The organism is Knoellia sp. p5-6-4, assembly GCF_029222705.1.
In the GTDB taxonomy this organism is placed as follows: Bacteria; Actinomycetota; Actinomycetes; order Actinomycetales; family Dermatophilaceae; genus Pedococcus_A.
In genome coordinates, this window is the sequence record NZ_JARGZF010000001.1 from 944,202 (window position 1) to 968,533 (window position 24,332).

Here is a 24,332-nt window from a genome sequence, read left to right on the forward strand (position 1 = left end):
TTTTGAGAGGATTGCGGCGTTGACTCCCCTGTTAATTGACCCCTCAACGAGAGTTGGCCCATGACCATCGAGGCTCCCGCTGCCGGCACCGTCACCATGTTCACGACGTCGTGGTGCGGCTACTGCGTCCGGCTCAAGTCCCAGATGAACCGGGAGGGCATCGACTTCACCGAGGTGAACATCGAGGAGCACCCGCAGAGCGCGGAGTTCGTCATGAAGGTCAACGGCGGCAACCAGACCGTCCCGACCCTGCTCTTCCCCGACGGCTCGGCGGCCACCAACCCCTCGATCAACGAGGTCAAGGCGCGCCTGTCCTGAGCCCTCAGGGGCGGCCCGGCACCTCCTGCCCCAGCCAGTGCTCGATGAGGCTGCGGGCGATCGACAGCCGCGGCGGGATGCCCGTGCTGCCCCCTGCCAGCTCGGCCAGCAGCTCCTCGCGGGTGACCCAGCGGGCCTCGGCGATCTCGCCCTCCTGCAGTGTCAGGTCGGTGTCGAGGGCCCGGGCCGTGAACCCCAGCATGAGCGAGGAGGGGAACGGCCACGGCTGGTTGCCGAGGAAGCGCACGTCGGTCACCCGCACCCCCACCTCCTCGAACACCTCCCTGGCCACCGCGGCCTCCAGGCTCTCCCCCGGCTCCACGAAGCCGGCCAGCACCGAGTAGCGCCGCTCCGCCCACTGCGGCCCGCGAGCCAGCAGCAGCCGACCGGTGTCGTCGACCACCGACATGATCACCGCCGGGTCGGTGCGCGGGTAGTGCTCGCTGCCGTCGGCCGGGCAGCGGCGCAGCCAGCCGCCCTGCTCCGGCACGGTCGGGGTGCCGCAGCGCGGGCAGTGCCCGTGGGTCCGGTGCCAGTTGAGCAGCCCGAGCGCGGTGGTCATCAGCCCGGCGTCACGGGCGTCGAGGTCGACCCCGACCTGTCGCAGGGTGCGCAGGTCGCGCGCATCGGCGTTGTCGGCCGAAGTCTCGTCCACTGCGAGGTATGCCGTGCGGTCACCGTCCTGCCCGAGGAAGACCGCGAGCGCGTTGCGGTCCGTCGGGAGCGGACCCCGCAGTGCAAGCGCCGGCCGGCCGTCCTGCTGGCAGACCTCGGCCGAGCCGTCGACCACCGCGAGCACCCGGGTCGCCGGGTCGTCCAGGAGGCCCGCCACCAGCTGCGGGTCGCCGCGGCGGTGCGCCGCGCGGTCGAGCGCGGTCCGGGCGAGGGACAGATTCACGAGAGTTTCGGGGGGTCGGCCCACAGGTCCAACCCTAGGGCCGGTCCCCGGCATACGGTGGGCGCGTGGATCGCAGCCCCCTCTACCTCGCCGCCCTGGCCAGCGCTGCCGTGCCGGGCCTCGACCCGGCGAGCGTCGAGGCCCTGCCGAGCGAGCCGGGCCAGCTCTTCGACGTGGCCTTCGTGCAGGACACCCAGCACCGGCGGTGGGTCGTGCGGGCGCCACGCACCCAGGCAGCAGGTGCGCAGATGGACGTCACGGTGGCGCTGCTGGGACTCCTGGCCCGCCGCCTGCCGTTCGCGGTCCCCACCCCGAAGGGGTTCGCCCAGCTGAAGGAGGGCGGGCGCGCCGCCGTCTACCCCTACCTGGCCGGGCAGAACATCAGCTTCGCGGCGCTGCCGCCCGGCCCCGGCCTGGCCGCTGAGCTCGGCCGCACCATCGCGGCGCTGCACAACGCCGACCACCAGCTCTTCGACGAGGCGGGCCTGCCGGCCTACGACCCCGACACCTACCGCACCCGCCGGCTCGCCGAGCTCGACCGGGCCGCGGCCACCGGCCACGTGCCCACCGCGCTGCTCGGCCGGTGGGAGCGCGCCCTCGAGGACGTCTCGCTGTGGCGGTTCGCCCCGACCCCGACCCATGGCGACCTCACGGGCGACCAGGTGCTCGCGGTGTTCGACGACGAGGGCGACGTCTCCACGGGACGCATCCGGGCGTTCACCGGCTGGGAGGACGCCAAGGTGGCCGACCCCGCCGACGACTTCGCCTCCCTCGTGTGGCAAGCCTCCCCGGAAGCCTTCGAGACGGTGCTCGAGGCCTACGCGCACGCGCGGGTCGAGCGGCCCGACAAGAACCTGGAGCAGCGGGCCCGCCTTGCCGCCGAGATGCGCGTCGTCACCGACCTCATGGGGGCGGTGGCCTCCGACGACCGCAGGCTCATCGACCGCCACGCGGCGGCCCTGCGGCGGCTCGACGACCGCGTGCACGCCGAGGAGGAGCCGGCCGACGACTACCGCCACGCAGCCGAGGTGCGCCCGGCGCGCACCGGTCCGCTGCTCGTGCCGCCGCACTTCGACCTCGGCGACGACCACGAGGACGACGTCGACGACGACGTCGCGGTGATGTTCGCCAAGACCGCCCCCGACGAGGACGCGCCACCGGAGGGAGCCGACCGCCCCACCGACCCCGCCGACGCCGAGGGGTCCGAGGCCGCCGACGAGACCCCTGCCTCCGACGGGCTCGAGGCCTCCGACGAGACGCGGAGCGCCGCGCCGGTCCCAGGCCCGGTGGTCCGGCGTGAGGTCGAGTTCGAGGAGCCCGGCCCGCAGTTCGAGGCCGGCTACGACCCCCGGCCCTGAGGCCGGTCAGCTCGGGATGCCGCCGAGCACCTCGGCCAGGCCCGCCTCGTCGGGAAGGTCGGGCCAGACGGTCTCGCCGCTGACGGCGTAGTAGAACGCGGCGTCCACCTGCTCGAGGTCCAGGCCGCGCAGTCGGGCGAATGCCACGCGGTAGGCAGCGAGCTGCAGAGCCCTCGTCCGGGCGGCCTCACCTGTCGGCTTGGCACCGGTCTTCCAGTCGACGATGGTGAACCCGCCGTCGCGCCGGCGGAACACCGCGTCGATGCGCCCTCGCACCGCCATCGCGTCGATGACGGTCTCGACGGCGATCTCGATCTCCACCGGGGCGCGGCCGGCCCACTCGCTGGCGAGGAAGTGCTCCTTCATGGCGGGGAGCTCCGCGTCGTCGCCCGGGTCCTCGTCGGCGCTGCCGGGGAGCTCGAGCAGGTCGACCATGGCCGCCCGGGCGTAGTGCTGCTCCACCCAGGCGTGGAAGGCGGTGCCGCGGCGGGCGGCGAGCGCCGGCGGCTGCGGCATCGGCCTGCGCAGGGAGGTGGCGAAGGCGTCGGCATCCTGCGCGAGCGCCACCAGCGCCGACGTCGAGAGGTGGCGCGGCACGGCGACGACCTGCTCCCGGCGCTGGGTCAGGCGCGCCCGTTCGGCCAGCAGCAGCTCGAGCTCCTCGAGGATCGGCACCTCCTCGCCGGGGATCGGCAGGGGGGCCTGGCCCTCCAGGCCGCGCGGCGCGCTGCGGGTGGGGGCGGCGGTCTCCACGGCCGACCGGACGGCCGCAGCCGCGCGAACGAGGTCCTCGGCCCGCTCGGGGCTGGCCGGCCACCGCACCGCGAGGGCCTCGGCGTCCCGGGGGTTCTGGCAGGTCTCGGGCCTCTCCGGGTCGGGCATCTCGACCCACACCTGCCGCTCGACCGGCAGGCCGGACGTCTCGACCACCTCGGTGAGGAAGCGCGAGGTCACCCTCGGCGTGCCGGGGCCGGCCCAGACCGGGGCGGTCAGCAGCATCTCGCCGCGTGCGCGGGTCAAGGCGACGTAGGCGAGCCGGCGCTCCTCGACGACTCCGTGCTCTCCCCCGGCCTGGATGAACGCGTTGGCCTTGGCCTCGACGTCGGTCCAGTCCTCGGCGCTGCGCCACTCCCACACCGGCAGGCCGTCGCGGTCGCCGCGCAGGTCGTAGGGCACGCCCGACAGCCCCCCGCACCAGCCGCGGTCCTTGGGGGCGGCCACGACCCACTCGGTGCCGTCGTGGGTCGACTTGGCGTAGTTGAGCGCCGGGAAGGACCCCTCGACCAGGCCGGGAACGGCGACAGCGTCCCACTCCAGCCCCTTGGCGGCGTGCACCGTGAGGATCTGCACCGCGTCGGGCGAGGCCTCGATGTAGCCCTTGTCGAGACCGCGCTCCTCCTTCAGGGCCGCCTCCAGCCAGCTGAGGAAGCCCGCGAGGTTGGGCCGGTCGGCGCTGGCGGTGAAGCCCGCCGCGACGTCGGCGAAGGCGTCGAGGTGCGCCCGGGCCGCCGCGGGGCTGTAACCGGGTCGGGACAGCACCTCGATGTCGAGGCCCAGCGCCCGCTCCGCCTCCCCCACGAGGTCGGCCAGCGGCAGCGCCGTGAGCGAGCGCAGCCGGCGGATGACCTGCTGGAGCCCGGCCAGGCGCTGCAGCGCCGGCTCGCTGACCCACTGCCCGGTGTGGCTTCGCCATCCCGGCCTGGGGAGCTCGTCGATGGCCTCGACGATGCTCGGCTGGTCGACGGCGTCGGGCGACTGCTCGCGCACCCCCGAGGGGTCGGTGACCGGCCTGTCCTCGTCGCTGTTGCCAGCAGGCTCGGCGGTCGGGTCGCCCGCGCCGGCAGCCTCGCCCGCGTCGGCAGTGTCGTCCGCCGGGGCCAGCCGGCTGCGGACCCGCTGCTGGTGGCGTGCCCACGCCATGAGCCCGTCGAGGTCGGCCGGTCCGAGGCGACACAGCGGACCGGTGAGCAGCCGCATGAGCTGGTCGCCGCGGGTCGGGTCCTGCACGACGTGGAGCAGGGCCACGATGTCCTCGACCTCGGGGGTCAGCAGCAGGCCGCCGAGCCCGACCACCTCGTAGGGGATGTCACGGCTCTCGAGCGCGTCGATCACCGGGGCGAACTGCGACCGCTTGCGGCACAGCACCGCCGCGGTCTGCGCCCCGGCGGCCCGTCGGTCGGCGATCCACTCGGCCACGTGGGCGGCCTCGTCCTCGACCGTGAGCAGCCGGGCGACGCCGACCCGGCCGGGTCCGGCGGTGGGCGAGGGCCGCAGCTCCTCGACGTGCACCCGGGCGGCCTCCCGCAGCGGGGCCGCGACGTGGTTGGCCACGGTGAGGATCGCCCGGTGGTTGCGCCAGCTGGTGGACAGCGGCAGCTGGAGGGCGTCCTGCTCCTCGCGGAAGGCGCGAGGGAAGCGGCTGAGGGTCGTCGCGCTCGCCCCGCGCCAGCCGTAGATCGACTGGTTGGGGTCGCCGACCGCGGTCACCGGCACCGGCTCCCCCGGTGCCACGAACAGCGCCCGCAGCAGCTCGAGCTGGGCCTCCGAGGTGTCCTGGAACTCGTCGAGCAGCACCGCCTTGAACCGCTGCCGCTCGATGGCGCCGATGTCATCGAACCGGGTCGCCAGCCGGGCGGCGAGGGCCATCTGGTCGGCGAAGTCCATCGCGTCGCGCTCGCGCTTGAGCGACAGGTAGCGCTCCACGATGGGCAGCACGGCGGCCCGCTCCCGCAGGGCGTCGCGCGCGGCCCGGGTCTCCTTGGGCAGGTCCTTGGCACGACTGGAGCCCTTCGGCAGCGCGGCGAGCGCGGCGTCGACCCGGGCGAGGTAGTCGCCGACGTCGGCCGGGGTCAGCAGGTGCTCGGCCATCTCGCCCGCGAGGTCGACGACGGCTGCGGTGATGGTGCTCTCGGCCTTGGTCACGGCGTCCATGGGCCCGTCGTAGGAGGCGACCACCTCGGCGGCGTACTGCCAGGCCGCCGCTTCGGACAGCAGCCGGGACTCCGACTCGTAGCCCAGCCGCAGCGCGTGCTCACGCACCAGCCGACCGGCATACGAGTGGTAGGTCGAGACGGTGGGCGTGCCGCCGAGGGTCTCGGCGTCCTCCTCGTCCTCGGGGGTCCACAGACCGGCGCGCTGGAGGCGGCGCAGGCGCTGGGTGATGCGCTCGGCGAGCTCGGTGGCTGCCTTGCGGGTGAAGGTCAGGCCCAGCACCTGGTCGGGGTCGACGAGCCCGTTGGCCACCAGCCAGACGACGCGCGACGCCATGGTCTCGGTCTTGCCCGACCCGGCGCCGGCCACGACGAGCAGGGGCGCGAGGGGCGCCTCGATGACGGCGCGCTGCTCGTCGGTCGGACGGTGCATCTCGAGCGCGGAGGCGATGTCGTCGGCGGTGTAGGCCAGCGTGGCGACCCCCGAGGGCGAGGTGCCGGCGAGGTCGGTCGAGGTCGTCACAGCGTCTTCCCCTCGGGCTGGGCAGGGCAGCTGGACCTCACGGCGCACTGCTCGCACCACGTGCCGACCGTGGCGGTGAACGTCGCGCCGGCCATGCCGTCGGCGGTCTCGGCGATGAGCCGCTGCGCCCAGTCGGGGTCGTCGTGCGTGTGCAGCGGCCGCTGCTCCTGCAGGGTGATGTCGCGCCTGTTGGCGCCCTTGCCGATCTGGAGGAGCGCGGCTCCACCGGAGGTGGTGCCGTGCTCGCCGAACGCGCCGGCGTCGACGGCCACCTGGTAGGCGCCGAGCTGGGGGTGGGTGGGCAGGTCGTCCTCGCGAGGCTTCGACGACCCTGTCTTGTAGTCGATGACGCGCAGCGAGCCGTCGGGCAGGCGCTCGAGCCGGTCGACCCGACCGCTCACGACCGCCCGGCCGAGGGTGACCTTCATCTCGAGCTCGGCGCCGAGCCGCTGCCAGCCCTCGCGCTCGGCCCGCTCGAAGTAGCGCGCCAGCCAGCCGACCATCGCGTGCGCCTCGGTGCGCTTGCGGTCCGAGGCCCAACCGGCCGGCATCCCGAGGCGCCCCCACCGGGCGTCGACCTCATCCCGCAGCGTGGCGGCGTCGACGTCACCGAGCTCGGCGGCGATGTCGTGGACGAGGGTGCCGATACTCGCGGCCCCGACCGACGGCCCGTCGCCCCCACAGGCGCTGAACAGCCAGCGCAGCCCGCACTGGCCGAACGACTCGACCTTCGAGGGCGAGATCCGCACGGGCTCGTCGGCACCGCGCAACGGCCGGTCGTCGCTGAGGTCGCGCAGGGCCCACCAGCCCGACGGGTCGGCGCCGGGGACGCCCTCGGCCGCCAGCCGTGCCAGTGCCCCGACCGCCACGGCCCGCTTGTCCTCCTCGTCGTCGACCAGCTCGCGCCGCAGCTGGGCCACGAGGGTCGGCAGGGTCATGGCCCGGCGCACCTCGGTGAACGGCCGCTGGCCGTCGCTCTCGTCGGGCAGGGGGTCGACGATGTCGAGGTAGACCGACGGCTGCTCGTCGTCGCTGCGCACCGCGGTCACCAGCACGCGCTCCCTGGCCCGCGTGAGGGCCACGAGGAACAGCCGGGTCTCGTCGTAGCGCACGGCCGCCTGGGCGCCGCGGAACGACCCGCTGCGCCCGGTGACCACGTCGACGAGCTGCTCCGAGCCGAGGAGGGAGCCGCGCAGCCGCAGGTCGGGCCACACGCCCTCCTGCACACCGGCGACGACGACGAAGCGCCACTCCCGCCCGGCCGCGGCCTGGGGGGTGATCAGCGTGACGCTCTCGCCCACCGGCGAACGCGCGACGAGGGTGTCGCCGGGGATGTCCTGGCTCTGGACGTGGGTGAGGAACTCCTCCGGGCCGGCCTGCGGCAGCCGGTCGGCGAACTTCGCCGCGGCGTCGAACAGCCCCAGCACGGCGTCGAGGTCGCGGTCGGCGCGCTGGGCGCCCGGGCCCCACCCGAGGGCGGTGTCCTGCCACGCGCTCGCCAGCCCGGTGGCCGACCACATGGCCCAGAGCACCGACTCGGCGCTCACGCCGGTCTCCCACCGCACGACGCCCCCGTCGTCGCGCACCCGGGCTGCCTCGACACCGGCGGCGATGGTGCGGGCCACCCGTCGGGCGGGGAACGCCTCGGCGCCGAGGGTCGCCAGCCGGTCGGGGTGCACGAGCGCCTCGGCGAGCAGCTCGTCGCTGGTGCGGCCGCCACCCCCGGCGAGCTCCTCGCGTCGCAGGGCACGGCGCAGGCGCCGCAGCGCCACCGCGTCGGCACCGCCGATCGGCGACAACAGGGTGTCGACGGCCACCTGCGGGTCCACGCCCGCCACCTGCCCCCGCGCGAGGTCGAGCACCACCCGCAGGAGCGCGAGGAGGGGCCGCACCGCCACCTCGTCGCGCACCGGCAGGTCGGTGGCCGAGCCCGCGACGGGCACGCCGGCAGCCATGAGCACCCGGCGCAGGGTCGCGGTGCGCCCCTGCCCGCGGACGATGACAGCCATGTCCGACCACGGCATACCGCCGCGCAGGTGCGCCTCGCGCAGCTCGGCCGCCACCATCGTCGCCTCCTGCGAGACCGCGCGCAGCAGGTGCACGTCGACGCGCCCGCCGGCCGACTTCGGGGCCGCCTCGCGCTGCAACCCGCCTCCGAGCGCCCCGATCTTGGGGGTGACCGCCGCTGCCGCCCGGGCCACCGCGGCAGGCAGCCGGTATGCCGTGGGCAGCACGACCGTCGGCCCCTCACCCAGGGCGGTCCACCCGGACGCCAGGTGGCGGGGGTCCGCTCCGCGGAAGGTCTGCACCGCGCTGTCGGGGTCGCCGAGCAGCACGACGTCGGTGGCCGGGCCGACCACGACCTGCAGCAGCCTGGCCGCCGCGGCGGTCATCTCCTGGGCGTCGTCGACCACCACGAGGCGCACCGAGGAGCGGATGCGGTCGAGGGCGTCGGGGTCGTCCTCGAGCAGGTCGGCCGCAGCGCCCAGGATCCACGCGGGGTCGTAGGCGCCCGGCGCCGACAGGGCAGTCACCTCGTCGTACTCGGCCAGCACCTGGGCTGCGGCCACCCACTCGTCGCGCCCGTGCGCGCGTCCCAGCGCGGCGAGGTCCGACGCCTCGAGTCCGTGCTCGACCGCGCGCATGAGCAGGTCGCGCAGCTCGGCGCGGAACCCGCGCGTGGCCAGGGCCTCGTGCACGCGCTCGGGCCAGTCGGGCGCGGGGCTGTCGCCGCGACGGTGCCCCTCGAGCAGGTCGCGGAGGATGACGTCCTGCTCCGGGCCGCTCAGCAGCCGCGGCGCCGGGTCGCCGCGCAGAGCGGCGGCCTGGCGCAGGATCCCGAACCCGAACGACTGGTGGGTGCGGGCCAGGGGCTCGGTCGAAGTCCGGGCCAGCCGGGCGGTGACGCGCTCACGCAGCCCCGCCGCGGCCAGCCGCGAGGAGGTGAGCAGCAGGCACTGGTCGGGCTCGACCCCGCCTGTCGTCACCCGGTGGACGACGACCTCCACCGCCACGGTGCTCTTGCCCGTGCCCGGCCCACCGAGCACCCTCAGCACCGGTCCCCGGTGCTCGACGGCAGCCCGCTGTTGCGCGTCGAGCCGCGGGGCGTCCACGGCCAGGCCCGGAGATCGGCGCAGGGTCAGCACGCCCCAGATTCCATCACCCGGGCCCGACAGCCCTGTGGCGGCACCCCGGCTTCGCCGGTCACCCCTTGCGCGGCGGCCCCGCCCAGCGTGCCCTGGCCAGGTCGACCCGGCGGCCGTCGACCTGCCCCCTGACCAGAGGAGTGCCCTCCTCGCGGTAGTGGGCCAGGGCCTCGTCCTCGAGGCCCTGCGGGAAGTGTCCGCCGGCCCGGATCACCCGCCACCACGGCACGTCGGACCCGTAGCGCGCCATGACCGTGCCGACCCCGCGGGCTCCGCCACGGCCGAGCAGCTCGGCGATGTCGCCGTACGTCATCACCATGCCCTCGGGGATCTGGTCGACGACGTCGAGCACGTCGTCGGCGAACTCGCTCGGCGGGCCGAAGTCACGGGCCGTGGTCACCATCCGTCGACCGCCGTCAGTACGCCGGCAGGCTCGGGTCGACGTCGCGCACCCACGCGAGCACCCCACCGGTGAGGTTGTGCACGTCGGTGCGCCCCGCGCCGGCCAGCAGGCCCGCCGCCTCGGCCGAGCGCACCCCCGACTTGCACATGACGACGACCGGTATGCCATCGGGCAGCTTCTCGAGCGCCGTTCCCGCGCGGAACTCCTCGAGGTGGATGGCGCGCGCGCCCGGCACCGACACGACCTCGAGCTCACCCTCGTCGCGGACGTCGACCAGCTCGAAGGCCCGCTCCCCCCGCTCTCGCGCGCCCAACATCTGCGCCAGCTCGCGCGCCGAGACCTCACCGAATACGCCGGCCGCCTCCTGCGGCACACCCGCGGACTCGCCACCCGGCACACCGCCTGTGACCCCGCAGAAGGCCTCGTAGTCGTCGAGCTCGGTGATGGTGGGGTGGTCGCCGCACAGGGGGCAGTCGGGGTTGCGAGCGACGCGCAGGGTGTCCCACGACTGGCGCAGCGAGTCGTGCACGAGCAGGCGTCCGACGAGCGGATCGCCCTGTCCGACAATGAGCTTGATGGTCTCGGCGACCTGCACCGACCCGATCGCGGCGCACAGCACGCCGAGCACGCCACCGGTGGCGCACGACGGCACCGAGCCGGGCGGCGGCGGGTCGGTGAACACGCACCGGTAGCAGGGGCCGTGTCCGGCGAACCAGACGCTGACCTGGCCGTCGAACCGGTAGATCGACCCCCACACGTGGGGCTTGCCGAGCAGCGCGCAGGCGTCGTTGAGCAGGTAGCGGGTCGGGAAGTTGTCGGTGCCGTCGAGCACCACGTCGTAGCCCGCGATGACGTCGAGGGCGTTGGTCGAGTCCAGCCGCAGGTCGTGGCGCACCACGCGCACGAGCGGGTTCACCCGGCCGACCGCCTCGGCCGCCGACTCGGTCTTGGGCCGGCCGACGTCGGGCGTGCCGTGGACGACCTGGCGCTGGAGGTTGGAGGCGTCGACCACGTCGTCGTCGACCACCCCGATCGTGCCGACCCCGGCGGCCGCGAGGTAGAGCAGGGCGGGCGAGCCAAGGCCACCAGCACCGACGACGAGGACCCGGGCGTTCTTCAGCCTCCGCTGGCCCTCCAGCCCGATGTCGGGCAGCAGGATGTGGCGTGCGTAGCGGGCCCGCTCCTCGCTGGTGAGGTCGGGCGCTGGGGCGACCAGCGGCGGGATGGCCATGTGACCGAGGTTACCCACCCGTACCATGGGGCACACGCCCGAGGAGAGCATGAGAGAGGACACCATGTCGATCAGCGCAGACTCGCGACCCGACGCGTCGCGGGGCCAGCGGCTGCCCCGCTCCGCCCGCCGCGCCCAGCTCCTCGAGGCCGCCCAGGCCGCGTTCGTCGAGAACGGCTACCACGCCGCCGCCATGGACGACATCGCCGAGCGCGCCGGCGTGTCCAAACCCGTTCTCTACCAGCACTTCCCGGGCAAGCTCGAGCTCTACCTCGCCCTGCTCGACAGCCACACCGACATCCTCGAGGGGCTGGTGCGCGAGGCGCTGGCGTCGACCACCGACAACAAGGAGCGGGTCTACGCGGCCATCGCGGCCTACTTCGACTTCGTCTCCCGGGACGGCGCCGCCTTCCGCCTCATCTTCGAGTCCGACCTCACCAACGAGTCGGCGGTGCGCCACCGGCTCGACGCCATCGGCCTGGTCTGCGCCGACGCGGTGGCCGAGGTCATCGCCGAGGACACCGACCTGCCCGACGCCGAGGCGTCCCTGCTCGGCATGGCCCTCACCGGACTGGCCCAGGTGAGCGCCCGGCACTGGCTCGCACAGGGCCCCGCCATCCCCCAGGACGAGGCCGCCCGTCTCGTCGGCACCCTGGCCTGGCGCGGGCTCGGCTACTTCCCGAAGGTGTCGGGGGAAGGAACACCGCACCAGGCTGGTTAGCCTGTGGGCAGACAGGCGCACGACAGGTATGCCGTGAGCCACCGCTTCGAAGAAAGGCCACTGACGTGGAGGTCAAGATCGGCGTGCAGAACGTCGCGCGCGAGATCACGTTCGAAACCGACACCAGCTCGCAGGAGGTCGCCAAGGCCGTGGCCGAGGCGATCGAGAAGGGCACCCTGCTCACCCTGACCGACGACAAGGGCCGCCAGCTCATCGTTCCCGGTGCTGCGCTGGGCTACGTCTCCCTCGGGGAGAGCGAGCGCCGCGGGGTCGGGTTCGGCACCCTCTGAGCGCATCCCGGGTGGCCGGTCCTTTCATTCGGCGCGGAACCTCCAGCCTCGAGTGGAACGGCCGGCCACTGCCGTCTTCACGCGCCCTCGGCAGCGCCCTGACCTTCGCCTTCGAAATGCGCTTTCCGGGCACCCGTGGTCCAGTTGTCGTGAGCCGGGTAACCGGCCCCGACAGCGCGGCAACACCGCGCAGAAGGAGCTGACATGGAAATCATCGGTGTCATCATCGCCGGCATCGTCATTGGCGCACTCGCTCGTGTCGTCATGCCTGGCCGACAGAACATCAGCGCACTCATCACCGTGGTCCTCGGCGTCCTCGGCGTGCTCATCGGCTGGTACCTCGCGGCGGCGCTCGGAGTCGAGTCCACCAGTGGGATCGACTGGATCCGCTGGATCATCAGCATCATCGTTGCCGCCGCGCTCATCGCCGGCTACATCGCGGTGACAGGTCGCAGGAACACCCACCACGTCTGAGCGCCACAGGCGCACCGAAGGCCCCGTCCAGCCGGACGGGGCCTTCGTCGTACCCAGGGGGCGAGGTCGTTGGTCTAGGCGGCGAGGCCGAGGCGCCCCATCCGCCGGGTGTGCTCGTCGGTCAGGCGGGCGAACATGCGCCCGAGCTCGGCGAGGTCGGCACTCGGCCGGTGCTGGGCGCCGACGCCGCCGACGAGCAGCGAGGACAGCGCGTCGCGTTCCACGGCGACCTGCTGGGCCTGCGAGAGCGCCTCACCCACGAGCCGACGTCCCCACAGCGCGAGACGGCCGGCGACGCGCTCGTCGGCCTTGATGGCCTCGCGCACGACCTTGACGACGAACTCGGCCTGGCCGACGTCCTGCATGACGTCGTGCACCAGCGCGGCCGTCGACGGGTCGACGTAGGCGGAGATCTCGCGGTAGAAGTCGGTGGCGATGCCGTCGCCGACGTAGGCCTTCACCAGGCCCTCGAGCCAGGTGCTCGGGCGGGTGCGCTCGTGGAAGGCGTCGATGGCGGCGATGAACGGGGCCATCGCGGCCTGCGGGTCGGCGCCCATCTCCTCGAGCCGCTTCACGAGGAACTCGTAGTGACGGAACTCGGCGACGGCCAGGCTCGCCACCGCCGCCCTCAGCGGCTGGCTCGGCGCGAGGTCGGAGTCGCCCGCGAGGCGGGTGAACGCGGTCAGCTCGCCATAGGCGAGGACTCCGAGCAGGTCCACCACGGCCTCGCGGTACTGCGGGTCGGCCAGCCAGTCCGTGGCCGCGACGACGGGGGGCTCAGGGGTGCTCTCCTCCGGGCTCATGGGGCACACCCTAGACGGCGGAGTCGGCCGCACCACGACTCTGCGGCTACACTCGAAGCGTTATCGGTGCCCGGTCGGCACGACTCACGCCCGCGGGAGGGTTCCTGCGGCCCCCACTTCGAAGACCTCCGATCGGCCCGCTGTGTGCGGACCTCCCCTGACGTGGGACGGTCCCCGATCGAGAGATACCCGAGTGACTGACACCAACACGCCCACCTTTGCGGACTTCGACGTCCACCCCGACATCGTCGCCTCGCTGTCCGAGGCCGGCATCGTCCACCCCTTCCCCATCCAGGCGATGACCCTGCCGGTGGCCCTCGCCGGCCACGACATCATCGGCCAGGCCAAGACCGGCACCGGCAAGACCCTCGGGTTCGGGGTGCCGATGCTCGACCGCGTCGTCTCGCCGCGCGACCCGGAGTTCGACGGCCTCCCCGACGCCGGCAAGCCGCAGGCGCTGGCCGTGGCCCCCACCCGTGAGCTCGCCGTCCAGGTGGCCAAGGACCTCGAGCGCGCCGGGAAGCTGCGCGGCGTCCGGGTGCTCACCGTGTACGGCGGCCGCGCCTACGAGCCGCAGATCGAGGCCCTCCACAAGGGCGTCGAGGTCGTCGTCGGCACGCCCGGCCGCCTGATCGACCTCGCCAAGCAGGGCCACCTCGACCTCTCCCGCGCCAAGACCGTCGTGCTCGACGAGGCCGACGAGATGCTCGACCTCGGCTTCCTGCCCGACGTGGAGAAGCTGCTGGCCATGACGCCGGCCTCGCGCCAGACGATGCTCTTCTCGGCCACCATGCCGGGTGCTGTGGTGGCCCTGGCCCGCCGCTACATGACCCAGCCCACCCACATCCGCGCCATGAGCGAGGAGGGCGACGACGGCCACACCGTCAAGGCCATCGAGCAGTTCGTCTACCGCGCCCACGCGATGGACAAGACCGAGATGCTCGCGCGCATCCTCCAGGCCAAGGACCGCGGCCTGACGATCATCTTCAGCCGCACCAAGCGCACCGCGGCGAAGGTCGCCGACGAACTCACCGACCGCGGGTTCGCCGCGGCCGCGATCCACGGCGACCTCGGCCAGGGAGCCCGCGAGCAGGCCCTGCGCGCGTTCCGCAACGGCAAGGTCGACGTCCTCGTCGCCACCGACGTCGCCGCCCGCGGCATCGACGTCGAGAACGTCACGCACGTCATCAACTTCCAGTGCCCCGAGGACGAGAAGACCTACGTCCACCGCATCGGGCGCACCGGACGCGCGGGCAACACCGGCATCGCCGTCACCTTCGTCGACTGGGACGACATCCCGCGCTGGGGCCTGATCAACAAGGCCCTCGACCTCGGCATCCCCGAGCCCGAGGAGACCTACTCCTCGTCCGACCACCTCTACTCCGAGCTCGACATCCCGCGCGAGGCGAAGGGCCGCCTGCCCAAGTCGGAGCAGAAGCGCGCCGGCCTCGAGGCCGAGGAGCTCGAGGACCTCGGTGAGACCGGCAAGGGCGCCGGCCGCAAGGGCCCCGGCCGCAGCGGCCAGGTCGGCACCGGTGGCCGTGGCGGCCGGCCGGGTGGCGCAGGACGCAGCAGCGAGCGACCCCAGCCCACCACCGGTGAGGGCGAGACCAAGCCGCGTCGCAGCCGCAACCGTCGTCGCACCCGCGGCGGCAAGCCCGCCGGCGAAGCGCAGCAGGGCTGACGCCCACCTCCCGCACGACGTATGCCGTGTGGCCCCGACAGGGGGCCACACGGCATACGTGCCTCTCACCGGGATCGGGCCCCGTCACGCCCCGCGACGGCGTGTCGCGGGGCTGAGGTCCCTCTCGGCGGAGTGAGGTGCGGGTCAGTGCGGCCGGTCGCGGCGCAGCACGTGGTGCAGGGGGTCGTCGACCGGGTTGTCCGGCGGCAGCTCGCCCGAGGCGACGATCCGGAACCCGGCCTTCTCCAGCGCCCGCCACGAGGCCCTATTGGCCGCGACGACGGCCACCAGCACGCAGGGGGCGTCGGGCAGGTCGCGCCAGGTGCGCTCGACCATCGCGGCGATCATGGACGTGCCGAGGCCGCGGCCGAGCCGCTGAGGGTCACCGAGCAGGTAGTCGAGGGTGGCGGCACCCGCCGGCACCTCCACGAGGGAGGCGAAGTCGCGCAGGTTCTCCTCGTAGTCGGCGACCCGCGAGCGCTGCACCAGCCCCACCGGTTCGCCGTCGACCAGGGCGGCCAGCCAGTCCTCGTTGGGCTCCAGGCCGTCGACGCTTGGTCCGAAGTCGCGCTCGACCGCCTCGGCCGACCATTCGTGGCACCACCAGCGGCGCACGGGCTCGGTGGCCAGCCACCGGGCGAGCAGCGGGAAGTCGGCGCGCTCGACGCGCCGGAACTCCACGGCATACCCGCCCGGTGGGCCGGCCATGACCTCCCCTAGGAGGCGGGCGAGATGGTGGCGGTGTCGATGACGAACCGGTAGCGGACGTCGGAGCCCACCACGCGGTCGTAGGCCTCGTTCACCTCGTCGGCGGAGATCTTCTCGACCTCGGCGCCGATGCCGTGCTCGGCGCAGAAGTCGAGCATCTCCTGGGTGAGCTCGATGCCGCCGATGTTGGAGCCGGCGAGGACCTTGTCGCCGCTGATCAGCGCGCCGAGGCTGACGGCCTGGGCCTCGGGCGGCAGGCCCACGGTGACGAAGGCCCCGAACGGCTTGAGCAGGCCGAGGTAGGCGTCGACGTCGAAGCTGGCGCTGATGGTGCTGACGATGAGGTCGAACCGGCCGCGCAGGTCCGTGAAGACGCTGCCGTCCGCGGTGGCCCGGTAGTCCGTCGCCCCGAACCGGCGCCCGTCCGCCTCCTTGCTCGTGCCCTGGCTGAGCACGGTCACCTCGGCGCCCATGGCGCTGGCGATCTTCACGGCCATGTGCCCGAGGCCGCCCATGCCGACGACGGCGACCTTCCTGCCCGGCCCGGCGCCCCAGCGCTTGAGCGGCGTGTAGACGGTGATGCCGGCGCACAACAGCGGGGCCGCCACGTCGAGCTCGAGGCCGTCGGGGATTCGCACGGCGAACCGCTCGGAGACGACAATCTGCTGGCTGTAGCCGCCCATCGCCGGCTCGCCGTCGAGGTTCGTGTCGTTGTAGGTCCAGACGGTGCGGTTCTCGCAGAAGTTCTCGTGGCCGTCCTTGCACTGGGCGCACCCGCCGCAGGAGTCGACCATGCAGCCGACACCCACACGGTCGCCGACCTTGTACTTCGTGACGCCGTCACCGACGGCGGAGACGACGCCGGCGATCTCGTGGCCGGGCACCATAGGGAACGAGGCGCTGCCCCACTCCTCGCGCACCTGGTGGATGTCGCTGTGGCAGATGCCGGCGAACGCGATGTCGATCCGTATGTCGTCGTCGCGCAGGGCACGTCGCTCGATCGTGGTCGCCTCGAGCGGGGCGCCGGCGGAGGGGGCGGACAGGGCTGCGGTGCGGGACACGTGCTCTCCTTCGGTCGCGAATGGTCCGTCAAGGGACAAGTCCTCGCCGGGTCGTCGTATTCCGCCGCGGGCGGGCCCCTCTCGGCGCAGGGCCCGCTCAGACCTTCGACAGCAGGCTCCTGGCCACGGCCCGGTAGGCCTGGGCGCCCTTGGACGTGCGCGACGTGGCCAGGATCGAGCGCCCCACCGCCGGCGCCTCCGCGAAGCGGACGGTCTTCGGGATCGGCGGGTCGAGCACGGGCAGGCCGTAGCGCTCACCGACGTCGGAGAGCACCTCCCGGGCGTGGTTGCTCCGGCCGTCGAAGAGCGTGGGGAGGATGCCGTAGACCGCGAGGTCCTTGTTGAGGATCTTCTTGACGTCGGCGACGGTGTCGAGCAGCTGGCCCACGCCGCGGTGGCTGAGCATCTCGCACGGCATGGGGATGATGAGCCCCTGGCTCGCGGTCAGCGCGTTGAGGGTGAGCACCCCGAGGCTCGGCGAGCAGTCCAGCAGGATGACGTCGTACTCCTCGCGCACGTCCTCGAGCGCGGTCCGCAGCACGTACTCGCGCCCCGGGCGCGGCAGCAGCTGTGCCTCGGCGCCGGCGAGGTCGATCACGCTGGGCACGAGGTCGACCCCGTCCTCGCACTCCACCCGCACGTCCGCGACGGCGGCCTGTCCGAGCAGCACCTCGTTGACCGACAGCTCGACGACGTCGGGGTCGACCCCCATGCTGAAGGTCAGGCAGGCCTGCGCGTCGAGGTCGACGAGCAGGACGCGCTTGCCGTGCTCCGCGAAGGCCGCGCCGAGGGACGCCACCGAGGTGGTCTTGGCGACGCCGCCCTTCTGGTTCGCGACGGAGATGACCGTGGCCGGCTTCTTCGTGCGGGACTTCGCCACTGGTGACCTTTCGACGAGAGCGGGTATGCCGTGCGGCACAGTCTCTCAGGTCGGCGCCGGTGCGCTGCTGGCCCGCGGGCCCGACACGCGCGCGATCTCGGTCACGTCGTCGGCAGCGAGCGCCACCGCTGCGCGCTGATGCGGTACAGCACGTGCCGCTGGAGGGGGTGGCCGGCGGACACGCCCGGGTGGTCGAAGTCGCCGGCCTCGTCGCGCACCATGCCGAGCCGCTCCATGACGCGGCGGGACGGGGTGTTGGGCACGGCGGTCATGGAGACCACCTCCTCGAGGGCGAGGGGCCCGAAAGCGTGGGCGAGGCTGGCCCGGCCCGCCTCGGTGGCGAAGCCGTGCCCCCACGCCGCGCGGGCGAGGCGCCACCCCACCTCCACGCAGGGGTTGCACGGCAGGTCGTGGCGCGGCACCTGCAGCCCGGTGAACCCGATGAACTCACCCGTGTCGCGTCGCTCGAGCGCCCACAGCCCCCAGCCGAGCCCGTCGATCCTGTCCGCGATGTAGCGGGCCCACCCGTCGGACCGCTCCCACGTCAGCGGCTCCTCGAAGAAGCGCATCACCTCGGGGTCGCGGTTCAGGGCGGCGAAGGACGCGAGGTCGTCCTCGCGCCACTGCCGCAGCAACAGCCGTGGGGTCTCGATGGTCACGGCACCGGTCATGACGCTCACGGCTCCTCCCCGTCGAGCGCCGCCCAGTCGGACTGCTCCGGCCCCGCGGCCTGGCCTGCCGGGCAGTGCGCCCGGAAGTCGCACCACCGGCACAAGGGGGTCACGTTGGCGGGGAAGCGGCCCGAGTCGACGCCGAACGCGGCGTAGTCGGCCTCGGCCCGCTGCGCGTCGCGGGCGATCGACTCCGCCTCGTCGATCTTGCGCTTCAGCGACTCCCCCGTGTGCTCGTGCGCGGCGACGGACCCCGTGGGCAGGTGGTGCAGCTCGACCCGCACGCAGCGGCGCCGGAACATCTTCCAGGCCGCCGCGGCATACAGCGCCAGAGGCAGGGAGGTGCGGGCCTCGTCGTCGGTGGGCGGCACGCGGCTGGTCTTGTAGTCGACGACCACGAGCTCGCCGTCGCGCTCGTCGAGGCGGTCGATCCGGCCCTGGAGGGCGAGCCGCTCGGTCTTCAGCGACACGGTGCGCTCGATGCCGAGCGGCTGCCGCGAGGGGTCGACGTTCTCGAGGTAGGCGTGGACCTGCTGCTGGGCCCGGGTGCGCCAGCGCTGCGACTGGTCGGTGTCGCGGAAGCCGAGCTCGATCCACGACGTGCGCACCAGCTCGGCGCCGGCGGTGGTGGTGCGCTGGGCCGTTGGCAGGTCCCACCAGTCACGCAGCGCGTTGTGCACCGCGACGCCGACCGACGTGTGCGCGCGCTGTGGGCGGGCCTGCGGTCGCGGGCGGTCGAGGTACTGCAGCCGGTAGCGCCGCGGGCAGTCGAGCCACGCGTGCAGCCGGGACGGGCTGGCCCGGAACAGGCGCGTCGGCATGCCACCGAGCTCCTGCTGCTCGAAACGCTGTGCCCCCACGGTCATGCGCGCACGCTATCCCTCGCCGCTGACAAAGGCCCGGACGCTGTTGGCGAGCATCTGCCCGGCGATCGCCGACAGCAGCAGGCCGGCGATGGCTCCCGGTCCGGCCAGCAGCGGGGTGCCGAGCGGCACCATGGCCACGTTGACACCGACGTCGGCGTGCTGCTCGGACTCCTTGCCCGTCAGCAGCTCGAGGGCCACGAGGAGCAGCAGCAGGCCACCGGCCCCCTGCAGGGCCGGGAGCGAGATGTGCAGGTACTGGAGGATCTGCTGGCCGAACACGCCGAACGCCGTGATGACGCCGAGCGCCACGAGCGCGGCCCGGCGGGCGGCGGCCACCCGCTGGCGGTGGGTCAGGCTCTTGGTCAGGCCGAGGAAGACCGGCAGGATCCCGGGCGGGTCCATGATCACCAGCAGGGTGACGAACATCGAGACGAGGATCTCGAGGTCGACCGCGCTCACGAGCGCACCACTGCGGTCCCGCTCGTGGCCTGCTCCTCGATCTGGGCCAGCACCTCCGGTTCGGTGAGGTTCTCACCGATGCGGTTCTCCTTGCCCGTGCCGTGGTAGTCGCTCGACCCCGTGACGAACAGCCCGAGCCGGTCGGCGAGCGCGACCGCGTGCGCCCGCTCGGGGCCGAGGTGGTCGCGGTGGTAGGCCTCGAGCCCGGCGAGGCCGGCCTCGGCCATCTGCTCGATCACGTGGTCGCTGACGGTGCGCCCGCGGCGGTTCGCGAAGGGGTGGGCCATCACGGGGACCCCACCGGCCTCGCGGACCAGGGCGATCGCCCGCAGGACCTCGGGCGCGTAGTGGTGCACGTAGTAGGGGCTGCGGTCGTGCAGCAGGTCGGTGAAGGCCGCGTCCCGGTCCGGCACGTAGCCGACCTCGACGAGCGCGTCGGCGAGGTGGGGACGACCGAGGGTCGCCCCCGCCTTGGCCTGCGCGCGCACCACCTCGAGGTCGACCGGTATGCCGTCGGCCGCCATCCTCGCGACCATCCGCTCCATCCTCGTGTCCCGGCTCGAGCGGGCCCGCTCCATCTCATGCCTCAGCCCGGCGTGGTCGGCGTCGACGAGGTAGCCGAGGAGGTGGACGCTGACTCCGTGGTGCTGGGTGGACAGCTCGACCCCCGGCACGAGGTCGACGCCGAGCTCGAGGGCGGCAGCGGTGGCCTCCGCCCATCCGGAGGTCGTGTCGTGGTCGGTGAGGGCGATGGTGGTCAGACCGTGGGCGGCGGCCTCGGCGACGACCCGGGCGGGGTCGTGGGTGCCGTCACTCGCGTTGGAGTGGGTGTGCAGGTCGATCGCCACGGGGCAAGGCTAGGGCAGCACTCCCGCGTGCCATGATCGGAGGGTGGCCCTGAAGACCCACCTCCCGATCCGCGATGCCGAGGGGGCAGACCGGTTCGAGGTCTTCCTCGTCAGCTCGGTGCTGTCGATCGCCGTGACGCGGATCTTCCTCGTGGCCACGGGCTTCCCGCAGCTCGGCGGCGACGGCCTCCACCTCGCCCACCTGCTCTGGGGCGGGCTCGCCATGCTCGTTGCGCAGCTGATGTTCATGCTCTTCCTCAGCAGGGCCGTGCGCAACGTCGCGACGGTGCTCTCGGGCATCGGGTTCGGCCTGTTCATCGACGAGGTCGGCAAGTTCGTCACCGGCGACAACAACTACTTCTACGAGCCCGTCGCCGCCATCATCTACGGCACCTTCGTGGGCACCTACCTGGTCGTGACCTTCGTGGTGCAGCGACACCCGCTCAGCGACCGCGAGCTGGTCGTCAACGCGGTCGAGCTGCTCAAGGAGTCCGCGGCCCACGACATGGACCACGCCGAGCGCCAGCGCGCCATCGAGCTGCTGCGCAGCGTGGGGCCCTCCGAGCCCCTCGCCGCCCCGCTGCGCGAGGCGCTCGAGGCCCTGCCCAGCGAGGAGCCCTCGCGCTCGTTCGTCTCCCAGGGCTACGCGGCCGTCCGCGGTTTCGTCATCGGCCTCCCGCGGCTGGAGGCGATCAAGCGCACCGCGGTCGTCGCCTTCCTGGTCTTCGTCGTGTTCTCGGCGCTGCGGCCCACCGTGCTCCTCTCCCAGGGACCGGACGTCGTCGACGTGGTCTACGCCGGCTTCGCGCTGGCCTCGGTGGCGGTGGCGATCGCGGCGACGCGGCGGTGGCTCCGGGACCAGCGGGCGCAGGCACTGCGGCTGTTCGAGATCGCCCTGCTCGCCCAGCTGTTCATCGTGCAGTTCTTCCGCCTGCTCGACGAGGAGTTCGCCGGCTACCTGCTGGTCTTCGTCAACCTGGCGCTGCTCGGGCTGTGCCGGGCACTGTCCTACCAGCAGCGGCACCCGTCCCACTCCTCGGAGGAGCCGGCCATACCGGTGGGCCGGGACCACGGCGGGTAGGGGTCCGCCGAGCCGGGGCACCATGGGCAGGCAGGGGCAAGGCCGAGCGCGACGCCGCGTTCGCCACGTTCGTGGGGCCAAGCAGTCCCGGGAGGTCAGCAGGGGCTAGGCGGAGGCCTCGGCCTGCTGCCCCGACCAGTTCCTGTCGGGCTGGGGCACGGGGCGACCGGGCTGCTCGCCGCCGCGGGCGTCGAGGTAGCTCTGCTTGGGCACCATGACCTTGCGCCGGAAGATGCAGACGACCTTGCCGTCCTGGTTGTAGCCGATCGTCTCGACGTGGACGATGCCGCGGTCGTCCTTGCTCGTCGACTCCCACTTGTCGAGCACGGTGGTCTCGCCGTAGATGGTGTCGCCGTGGAAGGTCGGAGCCACGTGGCGCAGCGACTCGACCTCGAGGTTCGCGATGGCCTTGCCGGAGACGTCGGGCACGCTCATGCCGAGCAGCAGCGAGTAGACGTAGTTGCCGACCACCACGTTCCTGCCGAACTGCGTGGTCTCCTTCGCGTAGTGCGCGTCGAGGTGCAGCGGGTGGTGGTTCATGGTGATGAGGCAGAAGAGGTGGTCGTCGTACTCGGTGACCGTCTTCCCGGGCCAGTGCCTGTAGACCGCGCCGACCTCGAACTCCTCGTACGTACGCCCGAACTGCATTCCGACTCCCTCGTGCGGTGTGTGCCTGTGCGGTGGTGCTGGTGCGGCTGGTTGCGGCCCATCCTGCCGACTGGCGGCGCCGTCCGGCACCCGCTGCGGCCGTGCCCTCCCTCACACTCCCCGCCCGCCGAGACAGGGCACAGGTCACCACCGCTGCCACGGGTGCGGGTCCTCCCCCACCTCCGCGACCACGGCGAGGTCGTCCACGAGCTGCCCGAGGCGCTCGCCCTCGAGGTCGTCGGAGACCACGTGGAGCGCGTCCTGCAGCGCCTCGCGCACGATGCTCGCGAGGTCTGCTCCGTCGTCGGTCAGCTCCACCATGAGCGACCTGGCGTCGTAGGGGTGCTCGTAGCGCACCACCAGCTCTCGGGCCTCCATCCGCTTCACCACCCGCCCCATGGCCTGAGGCGTCATGCCAAGCGACTCAGCGAGCAGGCTGACGGGCCGGGGGCTCCGCACCAGCAGCAGGACGTGCAGCCCGGTGGCGCCGACGTCGGCGAAGCCACGCCCCTCGAGCGTCTGCAGCAAGAGGCGATCCATGGAGGCCGTCGCGCGGCGCAGGAGGTATGGCAGCGCCTCCAGCTCGGCAGGTGTCCCCCGCTCACCCACGAAGCGCGCCACACCGCCAGTCTGCCCAGGGGCGCGGTCCCGTCCGTCGGGCTTTCCACAGCCGGCTGGGCTCGCGACGGGCAACCCGAGCGGCGAGCGGGCGGCATACCGCTGCGGGGGAAACGAACCCGAGGTTCACAGAAAGGGAACCTCAGGTTCGCTTTCCCGCGCACCACACCACGGCCCCGGCAGCCGCGCGGCTCATGCGACGATGGACCGGTGACCAGCGAAGAGCAGAAGCAGGCCGACAACCGGGCGCGTCCCACCACCGACGAGTTCCGCGCCTTCGTGGCCGAGGACTGGGCGCCGCGGCGTGCCGGCGCCACCGCGCCGTCCGAGGCCGCCCCGTATGCCGCCGCGCGCCGGGCCCGCGTCAGCGAGGCCTTCCCGGGCGAGCGGCTCGTCGTGCCCGCCGGCGGCCTGAAGGTGCGCAGCAACGACACCGACTACGTGTTCCGCCCGCACAGCGCCTTCGCGCACCTCACCGGCCTCGGCGGTGACCGCGAGCCGGACGCCGTGCTCGTCCTGGAGCCGCGGGACGCCGAGCACGGTGGCGGCCACGAGGCGATCCTCTACTTCCGCCCGCTGGCCGGCCGCGACACCGACGAGTTCTTCGCCGACCCCCGCTACGGCGAGTTCTGGGTGGGCGCGCGTCCCACCATCGAGGACATCGAGACCGAGCTGGGCCTGACCGCCCGCCACATCGACGAGTTCGCCGACGCCGCGGCGAAGGACGCCGGCGAGGTCACCGTGCGCCTGGTGCGCGACGCCGACCGCGACCTGGCCCGCCAGCTCGACGCCGCCCGCACCACCGAGGGCGCCGACCCGTCCACGCTGGAGGAGGCCGATGACGAGCTCGCGGCGTTCCTCTCCACCCTGCGCCTGGTCAAGGACGAGTGGGAGGTCGGCGAGATGCGCAAGGCCGTCGCCGCCACCCACGTCGGCTTCGAGGCCGTCATCGGCGACCTGCCCGAGGCGGTCGCCAAGGGCCGCGGCGAGCGCTGGGTCGAGGGCGTCTTCGGTCTCCACGCCCGCCACCAGGGCAACGGCATCGGCTACGACTCCATCTGCGCTGCCGGCGACCACGCGACGACGTTGCACTGGATCAAGAACACCGGTGACCTCAAGGAGGGCGACCTCATCCTGCTCGACGCCGGGGTCGAGGTCGACTCGCTCTTCACCGCCGACATCACCCGCACGCTGCCCGCCAGCGGCACCTTCACCGACGCCCAGCGCGAGATCTACGACGCCGTCTACGCCGCGCAGGAGGCCGGCCTGGCAGCGGTCAGGCCCGGCAACAAGTTCTCCGACGTGCACGCCGCCGCCATCCGGGTCATCGCCGAGCACCTCGAGAAGTGGGGCCTGCTGCCCGAGGGCGTCGACGTCGAGGGCACCCTCGACAAGGAGCACGGCCAGTACCACCGGCGCTGGATGGTGCACGGCACCTCGCACCACCTCGGCATCGACGTGCACGACTGCGCCCTCGCCACCCGCGAGCAGTACATGGACGCCGAGCTGAAGCCCGGGATGGTGCTCACCGTGGAGCCCGGGCTCTACTTCAAGGCCGACGACCTCAAGGCCCCCGAGCGTTTCCGCGGCATCGGCGTGCGCATCGAGGACGACGTGCTCGTCACCGAGGACGGGTGCGAGAACCTCTCCGCAGCCATGCCCCGCACCTCCACCGATGTCGAGGCCTGGATCGCCCGCATCTGGGAGCGCTGA

At 73.1% G+C, this 24,332-nt stretch carries 23 protein-coding genes; 8 read left to right on the forward strand and 15 right to left on the reverse strand.

What is annotated here, in order from left to right:
- Positions 1 to 60 precede the first annotated feature (60 nt).
- A complete protein-coding gene (locus tag P2F65_RS04510) occupies positions 61 to 318 on the forward strand; it encodes a mycoredoxin (protein ID WP_275804579.1) in 258 nt (85 codons plus the stop codon).
- Positions 319 to 322: 4 nt separating this feature from the next.
- Here the strand turns inward: P2F65_RS04510 and nudC are convergent, their stop codons facing one another.
- A complete protein-coding gene (gene nudC, locus P2F65_RS04515; RefSeq protein ID WP_275804581.1) occupies positions 323 to 1,216 on the reverse strand; it encodes an NAD(+) diphosphatase in 894 nt (297 codons plus the stop codon).
- A 65-nt stretch (positions 1,217 to 1,281) separates the two neighbouring features.
- Between nudC and P2F65_RS04520 the strand changes: the two genes are divergently transcribed.
- Positions 1,282 to 2,574 carry a macrolide 2'-phosphotransferase gene (locus P2F65_RS04520; protein WP_275804583.1) on the forward strand — a complete coding sequence of 431 codons (1,293 nt, stop codon included), beginning with the start codon at positions 1,282 to 1,284 and terminating at the stop codon, positions 2,572 to 2,574.
- A 6-nt stretch (positions 2,575 to 2,580) separates the two neighbouring features.
- On the opposite strand, the gene P2F65_RS04525 is transcribed toward P2F65_RS04520, so the two are convergent.
- From P2F65_RS04525 to moeB, 4 genes are read right to left on the reverse strand one after another with little or no spacing between them, the layout of a single operon-like run.
- Entirely contained in the window at positions 2,581 to 6,027 is a 3,447-nt protein-coding gene (locus P2F65_RS04525) for an ATP-dependent DNA helicase (protein ID WP_275804585.1), read from the reverse strand.
- Positions 6,024 to 9,173 (reverse strand): ATP-dependent DNA helicase, encoded by a 3,150-nt coding sequence (locus P2F65_RS04530; RefSeq protein ID WP_275804587.1) that lies wholly within the window; start codon positions 9,171 to 9,173, stop codon positions 6,024 to 6,026. The genes P2F65_RS04525 and P2F65_RS04530 overlap by 4 nt, the downstream gene beginning before the upstream one ends.
- 58 nt (positions 9,174 to 9,231) lie before the next feature.
- Positions 9,232 to 9,576, reverse strand: coding sequence for an MGMT family protein (locus P2F65_RS04535; RefSeq protein ID WP_275804589.1), 345 nt, complete (start codon positions 9,574 to 9,576; stop codon positions 9,232 to 9,234).
- A gap of 13 nt (positions 9,577 to 9,589) precedes the next feature.
- On the reverse strand, positions 9,590 to 10,807 hold the full coding sequence (gene moeB / locus P2F65_RS04540; RefSeq protein WP_275804591.1) for a molybdopterin-synthase adenylyltransferase MoeB: 1,218 nt from the start codon (positions 10,805 to 10,807) through the stop codon (positions 9,590 to 9,592).
- A gap of 49 nt (positions 10,808 to 10,856) precedes the next feature.
- On the opposite strand from moeB, the gene P2F65_RS04545 reads away from it, so the two are divergent.
- The 3 genes from P2F65_RS04545 (at position 10,857) to P2F65_RS04555 (ending at position 12,292) form a co-directional block, all read left to right on the forward strand.
- Positions 10,857 to 11,528, forward strand: coding sequence for a TetR/AcrR family transcriptional regulator (locus P2F65_RS04545; RefSeq protein ID WP_275804593.1), 672 nt, complete (start codon positions 10,857 to 10,859; stop codon positions 11,526 to 11,528).
- Between the two features lie 65 nt (positions 11,529 to 11,593).
- Positions 11,594 to 11,818: a DUF3107 domain-containing protein gene (locus tag P2F65_RS04550; protein ID WP_275804595.1), complete on the forward strand. Its 225-nt coding sequence runs from the start codon at positions 11,594 to 11,596 to the stop codon at positions 11,816 to 11,818.
- A 204-nt stretch (positions 11,819 to 12,022) separates the two neighbouring features.
- Positions 12,023 to 12,292 carry a GlsB/YeaQ/YmgE family stress response membrane protein gene (locus tag P2F65_RS04555; RefSeq protein WP_275804597.1) on the forward strand — a complete coding sequence of 90 codons (270 nt, stop codon included), beginning with the start codon at positions 12,023 to 12,025 and terminating at the stop codon, positions 12,290 to 12,292.
- A gap of 74 nt (positions 12,293 to 12,366) precedes the next feature.
- On the opposite strand, the gene P2F65_RS04560 is transcribed toward P2F65_RS04555, so the two are convergent.
- Entirely contained in the window at positions 12,367 to 13,095 is a 729-nt protein-coding gene (locus tag P2F65_RS04560; protein WP_275804599.1) for a ferritin-like fold-containing protein, read from the reverse strand.
- 193 nt (positions 13,096 to 13,288) lie between these two features.
- Between P2F65_RS04560 and P2F65_RS04565 the strand changes: the two genes are divergently transcribed.
- Positions 13,289 to 14,779 carry a DEAD/DEAH box helicase gene (locus tag P2F65_RS04565; RefSeq protein ID WP_275804601.1) on the forward strand — a complete coding sequence of 497 codons (1,491 nt, stop codon included), beginning with the start codon at positions 13,289 to 13,291 and terminating at the stop codon, positions 14,777 to 14,779.
- A 144-nt stretch (positions 14,780 to 14,923) separates the two neighbouring features.
- On the opposite strand, the gene P2F65_RS04570 is transcribed toward P2F65_RS04565, so the two are convergent.
- From P2F65_RS04570 to P2F65_RS04600, 7 genes are all read right to left on the reverse strand, one after another.
- Positions 14,924 to 15,487 carry a GNAT family N-acetyltransferase gene (locus P2F65_RS04570; protein ID WP_275804603.1) on the reverse strand — a complete coding sequence of 188 codons (564 nt, stop codon included), beginning with the start codon at positions 15,485 to 15,487 and terminating at the stop codon, positions 14,924 to 14,926.
- A gap of 8 nt (positions 15,488 to 15,495) precedes the next feature.
- Complete coding sequence (locus P2F65_RS04575) at positions 15,496 to 16,548, reverse strand: NAD(P)-dependent alcohol dehydrogenase (protein WP_275804605.1); 1,053 nt, start codon at positions 16,546 to 16,548, stop codon at positions 15,496 to 15,498.
- A gap of 97 nt (positions 16,549 to 16,645) precedes the next feature.
- The gene (locus tag P2F65_RS04580) at positions 16,646 to 17,428 is read right to left on the reverse strand and encodes a ParA family protein (protein WP_275804608.1); all 783 of its coding nucleotides are present in this window, start codon (positions 17,426 to 17,428) and stop codon (positions 16,646 to 16,648) included.
- A 101-nt stretch (positions 17,429 to 17,529) separates the two neighbouring features.
- Positions 17,530 to 18,099 (reverse strand): GNAT family N-acetyltransferase, encoded by a 570-nt coding sequence (locus P2F65_RS04585; protein ID WP_275807279.1) that lies wholly within the window; start codon positions 18,097 to 18,099, stop codon positions 17,530 to 17,532.
- A gap of 5 nt (positions 18,100 to 18,104) precedes the next feature.
- The gene (locus tag P2F65_RS04590) at positions 18,105 to 18,965 is read right to left on the reverse strand and encodes a PD-(D/E)XK nuclease family protein (protein WP_275804609.1); all 861 of its coding nucleotides are present in this window, start codon (positions 18,963 to 18,965) and stop codon (positions 18,105 to 18,107) included.
- A 9-nt stretch (positions 18,966 to 18,974) separates the two neighbouring features.
- Positions 18,975 to 19,424, reverse strand: coding sequence for a MarC family protein (locus P2F65_RS04595; protein ID WP_275804611.1), 450 nt, complete (start codon positions 19,422 to 19,424; stop codon positions 18,975 to 18,977).
- Positions 19,421 to 20,272: a PHP domain-containing protein gene (locus P2F65_RS04600; protein WP_275804613.1), complete on the reverse strand. Its 852-nt coding sequence runs from the start codon at positions 20,270 to 20,272 to the stop codon at positions 19,421 to 19,423. The genes P2F65_RS04595 and P2F65_RS04600 overlap by 4 nt, the downstream gene beginning before the upstream one ends.
- Positions 20,273 to 20,315: 43 nt before the next feature.
- Here P2F65_RS04600 and P2F65_RS04605 point away from each other — a divergent pair, with 43 nt between their 5' ends.
- On the forward strand, positions 20,316 to 21,353 hold the full coding sequence (locus tag P2F65_RS04605; RefSeq protein WP_275804614.1) for a hypothetical protein: 1,038 nt from the start codon (positions 20,316 to 20,318) through the stop codon (positions 21,351 to 21,353).
- 105 nt (positions 21,354 to 21,458) lie between these two features.
- On the opposite strand, the gene P2F65_RS04610 is transcribed toward P2F65_RS04605, so the two are convergent.
- Both P2F65_RS04610 and P2F65_RS04615 read right to left on the reverse strand, forming a co-directional pair.
- Positions 21,459 to 22,001, reverse strand: coding sequence for a MaoC family dehydratase (locus P2F65_RS04610; RefSeq protein WP_275804616.1), 543 nt, complete (start codon positions 21,999 to 22,001; stop codon positions 21,459 to 21,461).
- A gap of 144 nt (positions 22,002 to 22,145) precedes the next feature.
- Complete coding sequence (locus P2F65_RS04615) at positions 22,146 to 22,622, reverse strand: MarR family transcriptional regulator (protein ID WP_275804618.1); 477 nt, start codon at positions 22,620 to 22,622, stop codon at positions 22,146 to 22,148.
- Positions 22,623 to 22,829: 207 nt separating this feature from the next.
- On the opposite strand from P2F65_RS04615, the gene P2F65_RS04620 reads away from it, so the two are divergent.
- The gene (locus tag P2F65_RS04620; RefSeq protein ID WP_275804620.1) at positions 22,830 to 24,332 is read left to right on the forward strand and encodes an aminopeptidase P family protein; all 1,503 of its coding nucleotides are present in this window, start codon (positions 22,830 to 22,832) and stop codon (positions 24,330 to 24,332) included.

Bases quoted from the DNA above. Each gene is read 5' to 3' on its own strand.
- P2F65_RS04555 (WP_275804597.1), top strand. From the start codon at position 12,023: ATGGAAATCATCGGTGTCATCATCGCCGGCATCGTCATTGGCGCACTC.
- moeB (WP_275804591.1), bottom strand. From the start codon at position 10,807: ATGGCCATCCCGCCGCTGGTCGCCCCAGCGCCCGACCTCACCAGCGAG.
- P2F65_RS04510 (WP_275804579.1), top strand. From the start codon at position 61: ATGACCATCGAGGCTCCCGCTGCCGGCACCGTCACCATGTTCACGACG.
- P2F65_RS04535 (WP_275804589.1), bottom strand. From the start codon at position 9,576: ATGGTGACCACGGCCCGTGACTTCGGCCCGCCGAGCGAGTTCGCCGAC.
- P2F65_RS04590 (WP_275804609.1), bottom strand. From the start codon at position 18,965: ATGACCGTGGGGGCACAGCGTTTCGAGCAGCAGGAGCTCGGTGGCATG.
- P2F65_RS04585 (WP_275807279.1), bottom strand. From the start codon at position 18,099: ATGACCGGTGCCGTGACCATCGAGACCCCACGGCTGTTGCTGCGGCAG.
- P2F65_RS04570 (WP_275804603.1), bottom strand. From the start codon at position 15,487: ATGGCCGGCCCACCGGGCGGGTATGCCGTGGAGTTCCGGCGCGTCGAG.
- P2F65_RS04560 (WP_275804599.1), bottom strand. From the start codon at position 13,095: ATGAGCCCGGAGGAGAGCACCCCTGAGCCCCCCGTCGTCGCGGCCACG.
- P2F65_RS04610 (WP_275804616.1), bottom strand. From the start codon at position 22,001: ATGCAGTTCGGGCGTACGTACGAGGAGTTCGAGGTCGGCGCGGTCTAC.
- P2F65_RS04545 (WP_275804593.1), top strand. From the start codon at position 10,857: ATGAGAGAGGACACCATGTCGATCAGCGCAGACTCGCGACCCGACGCG.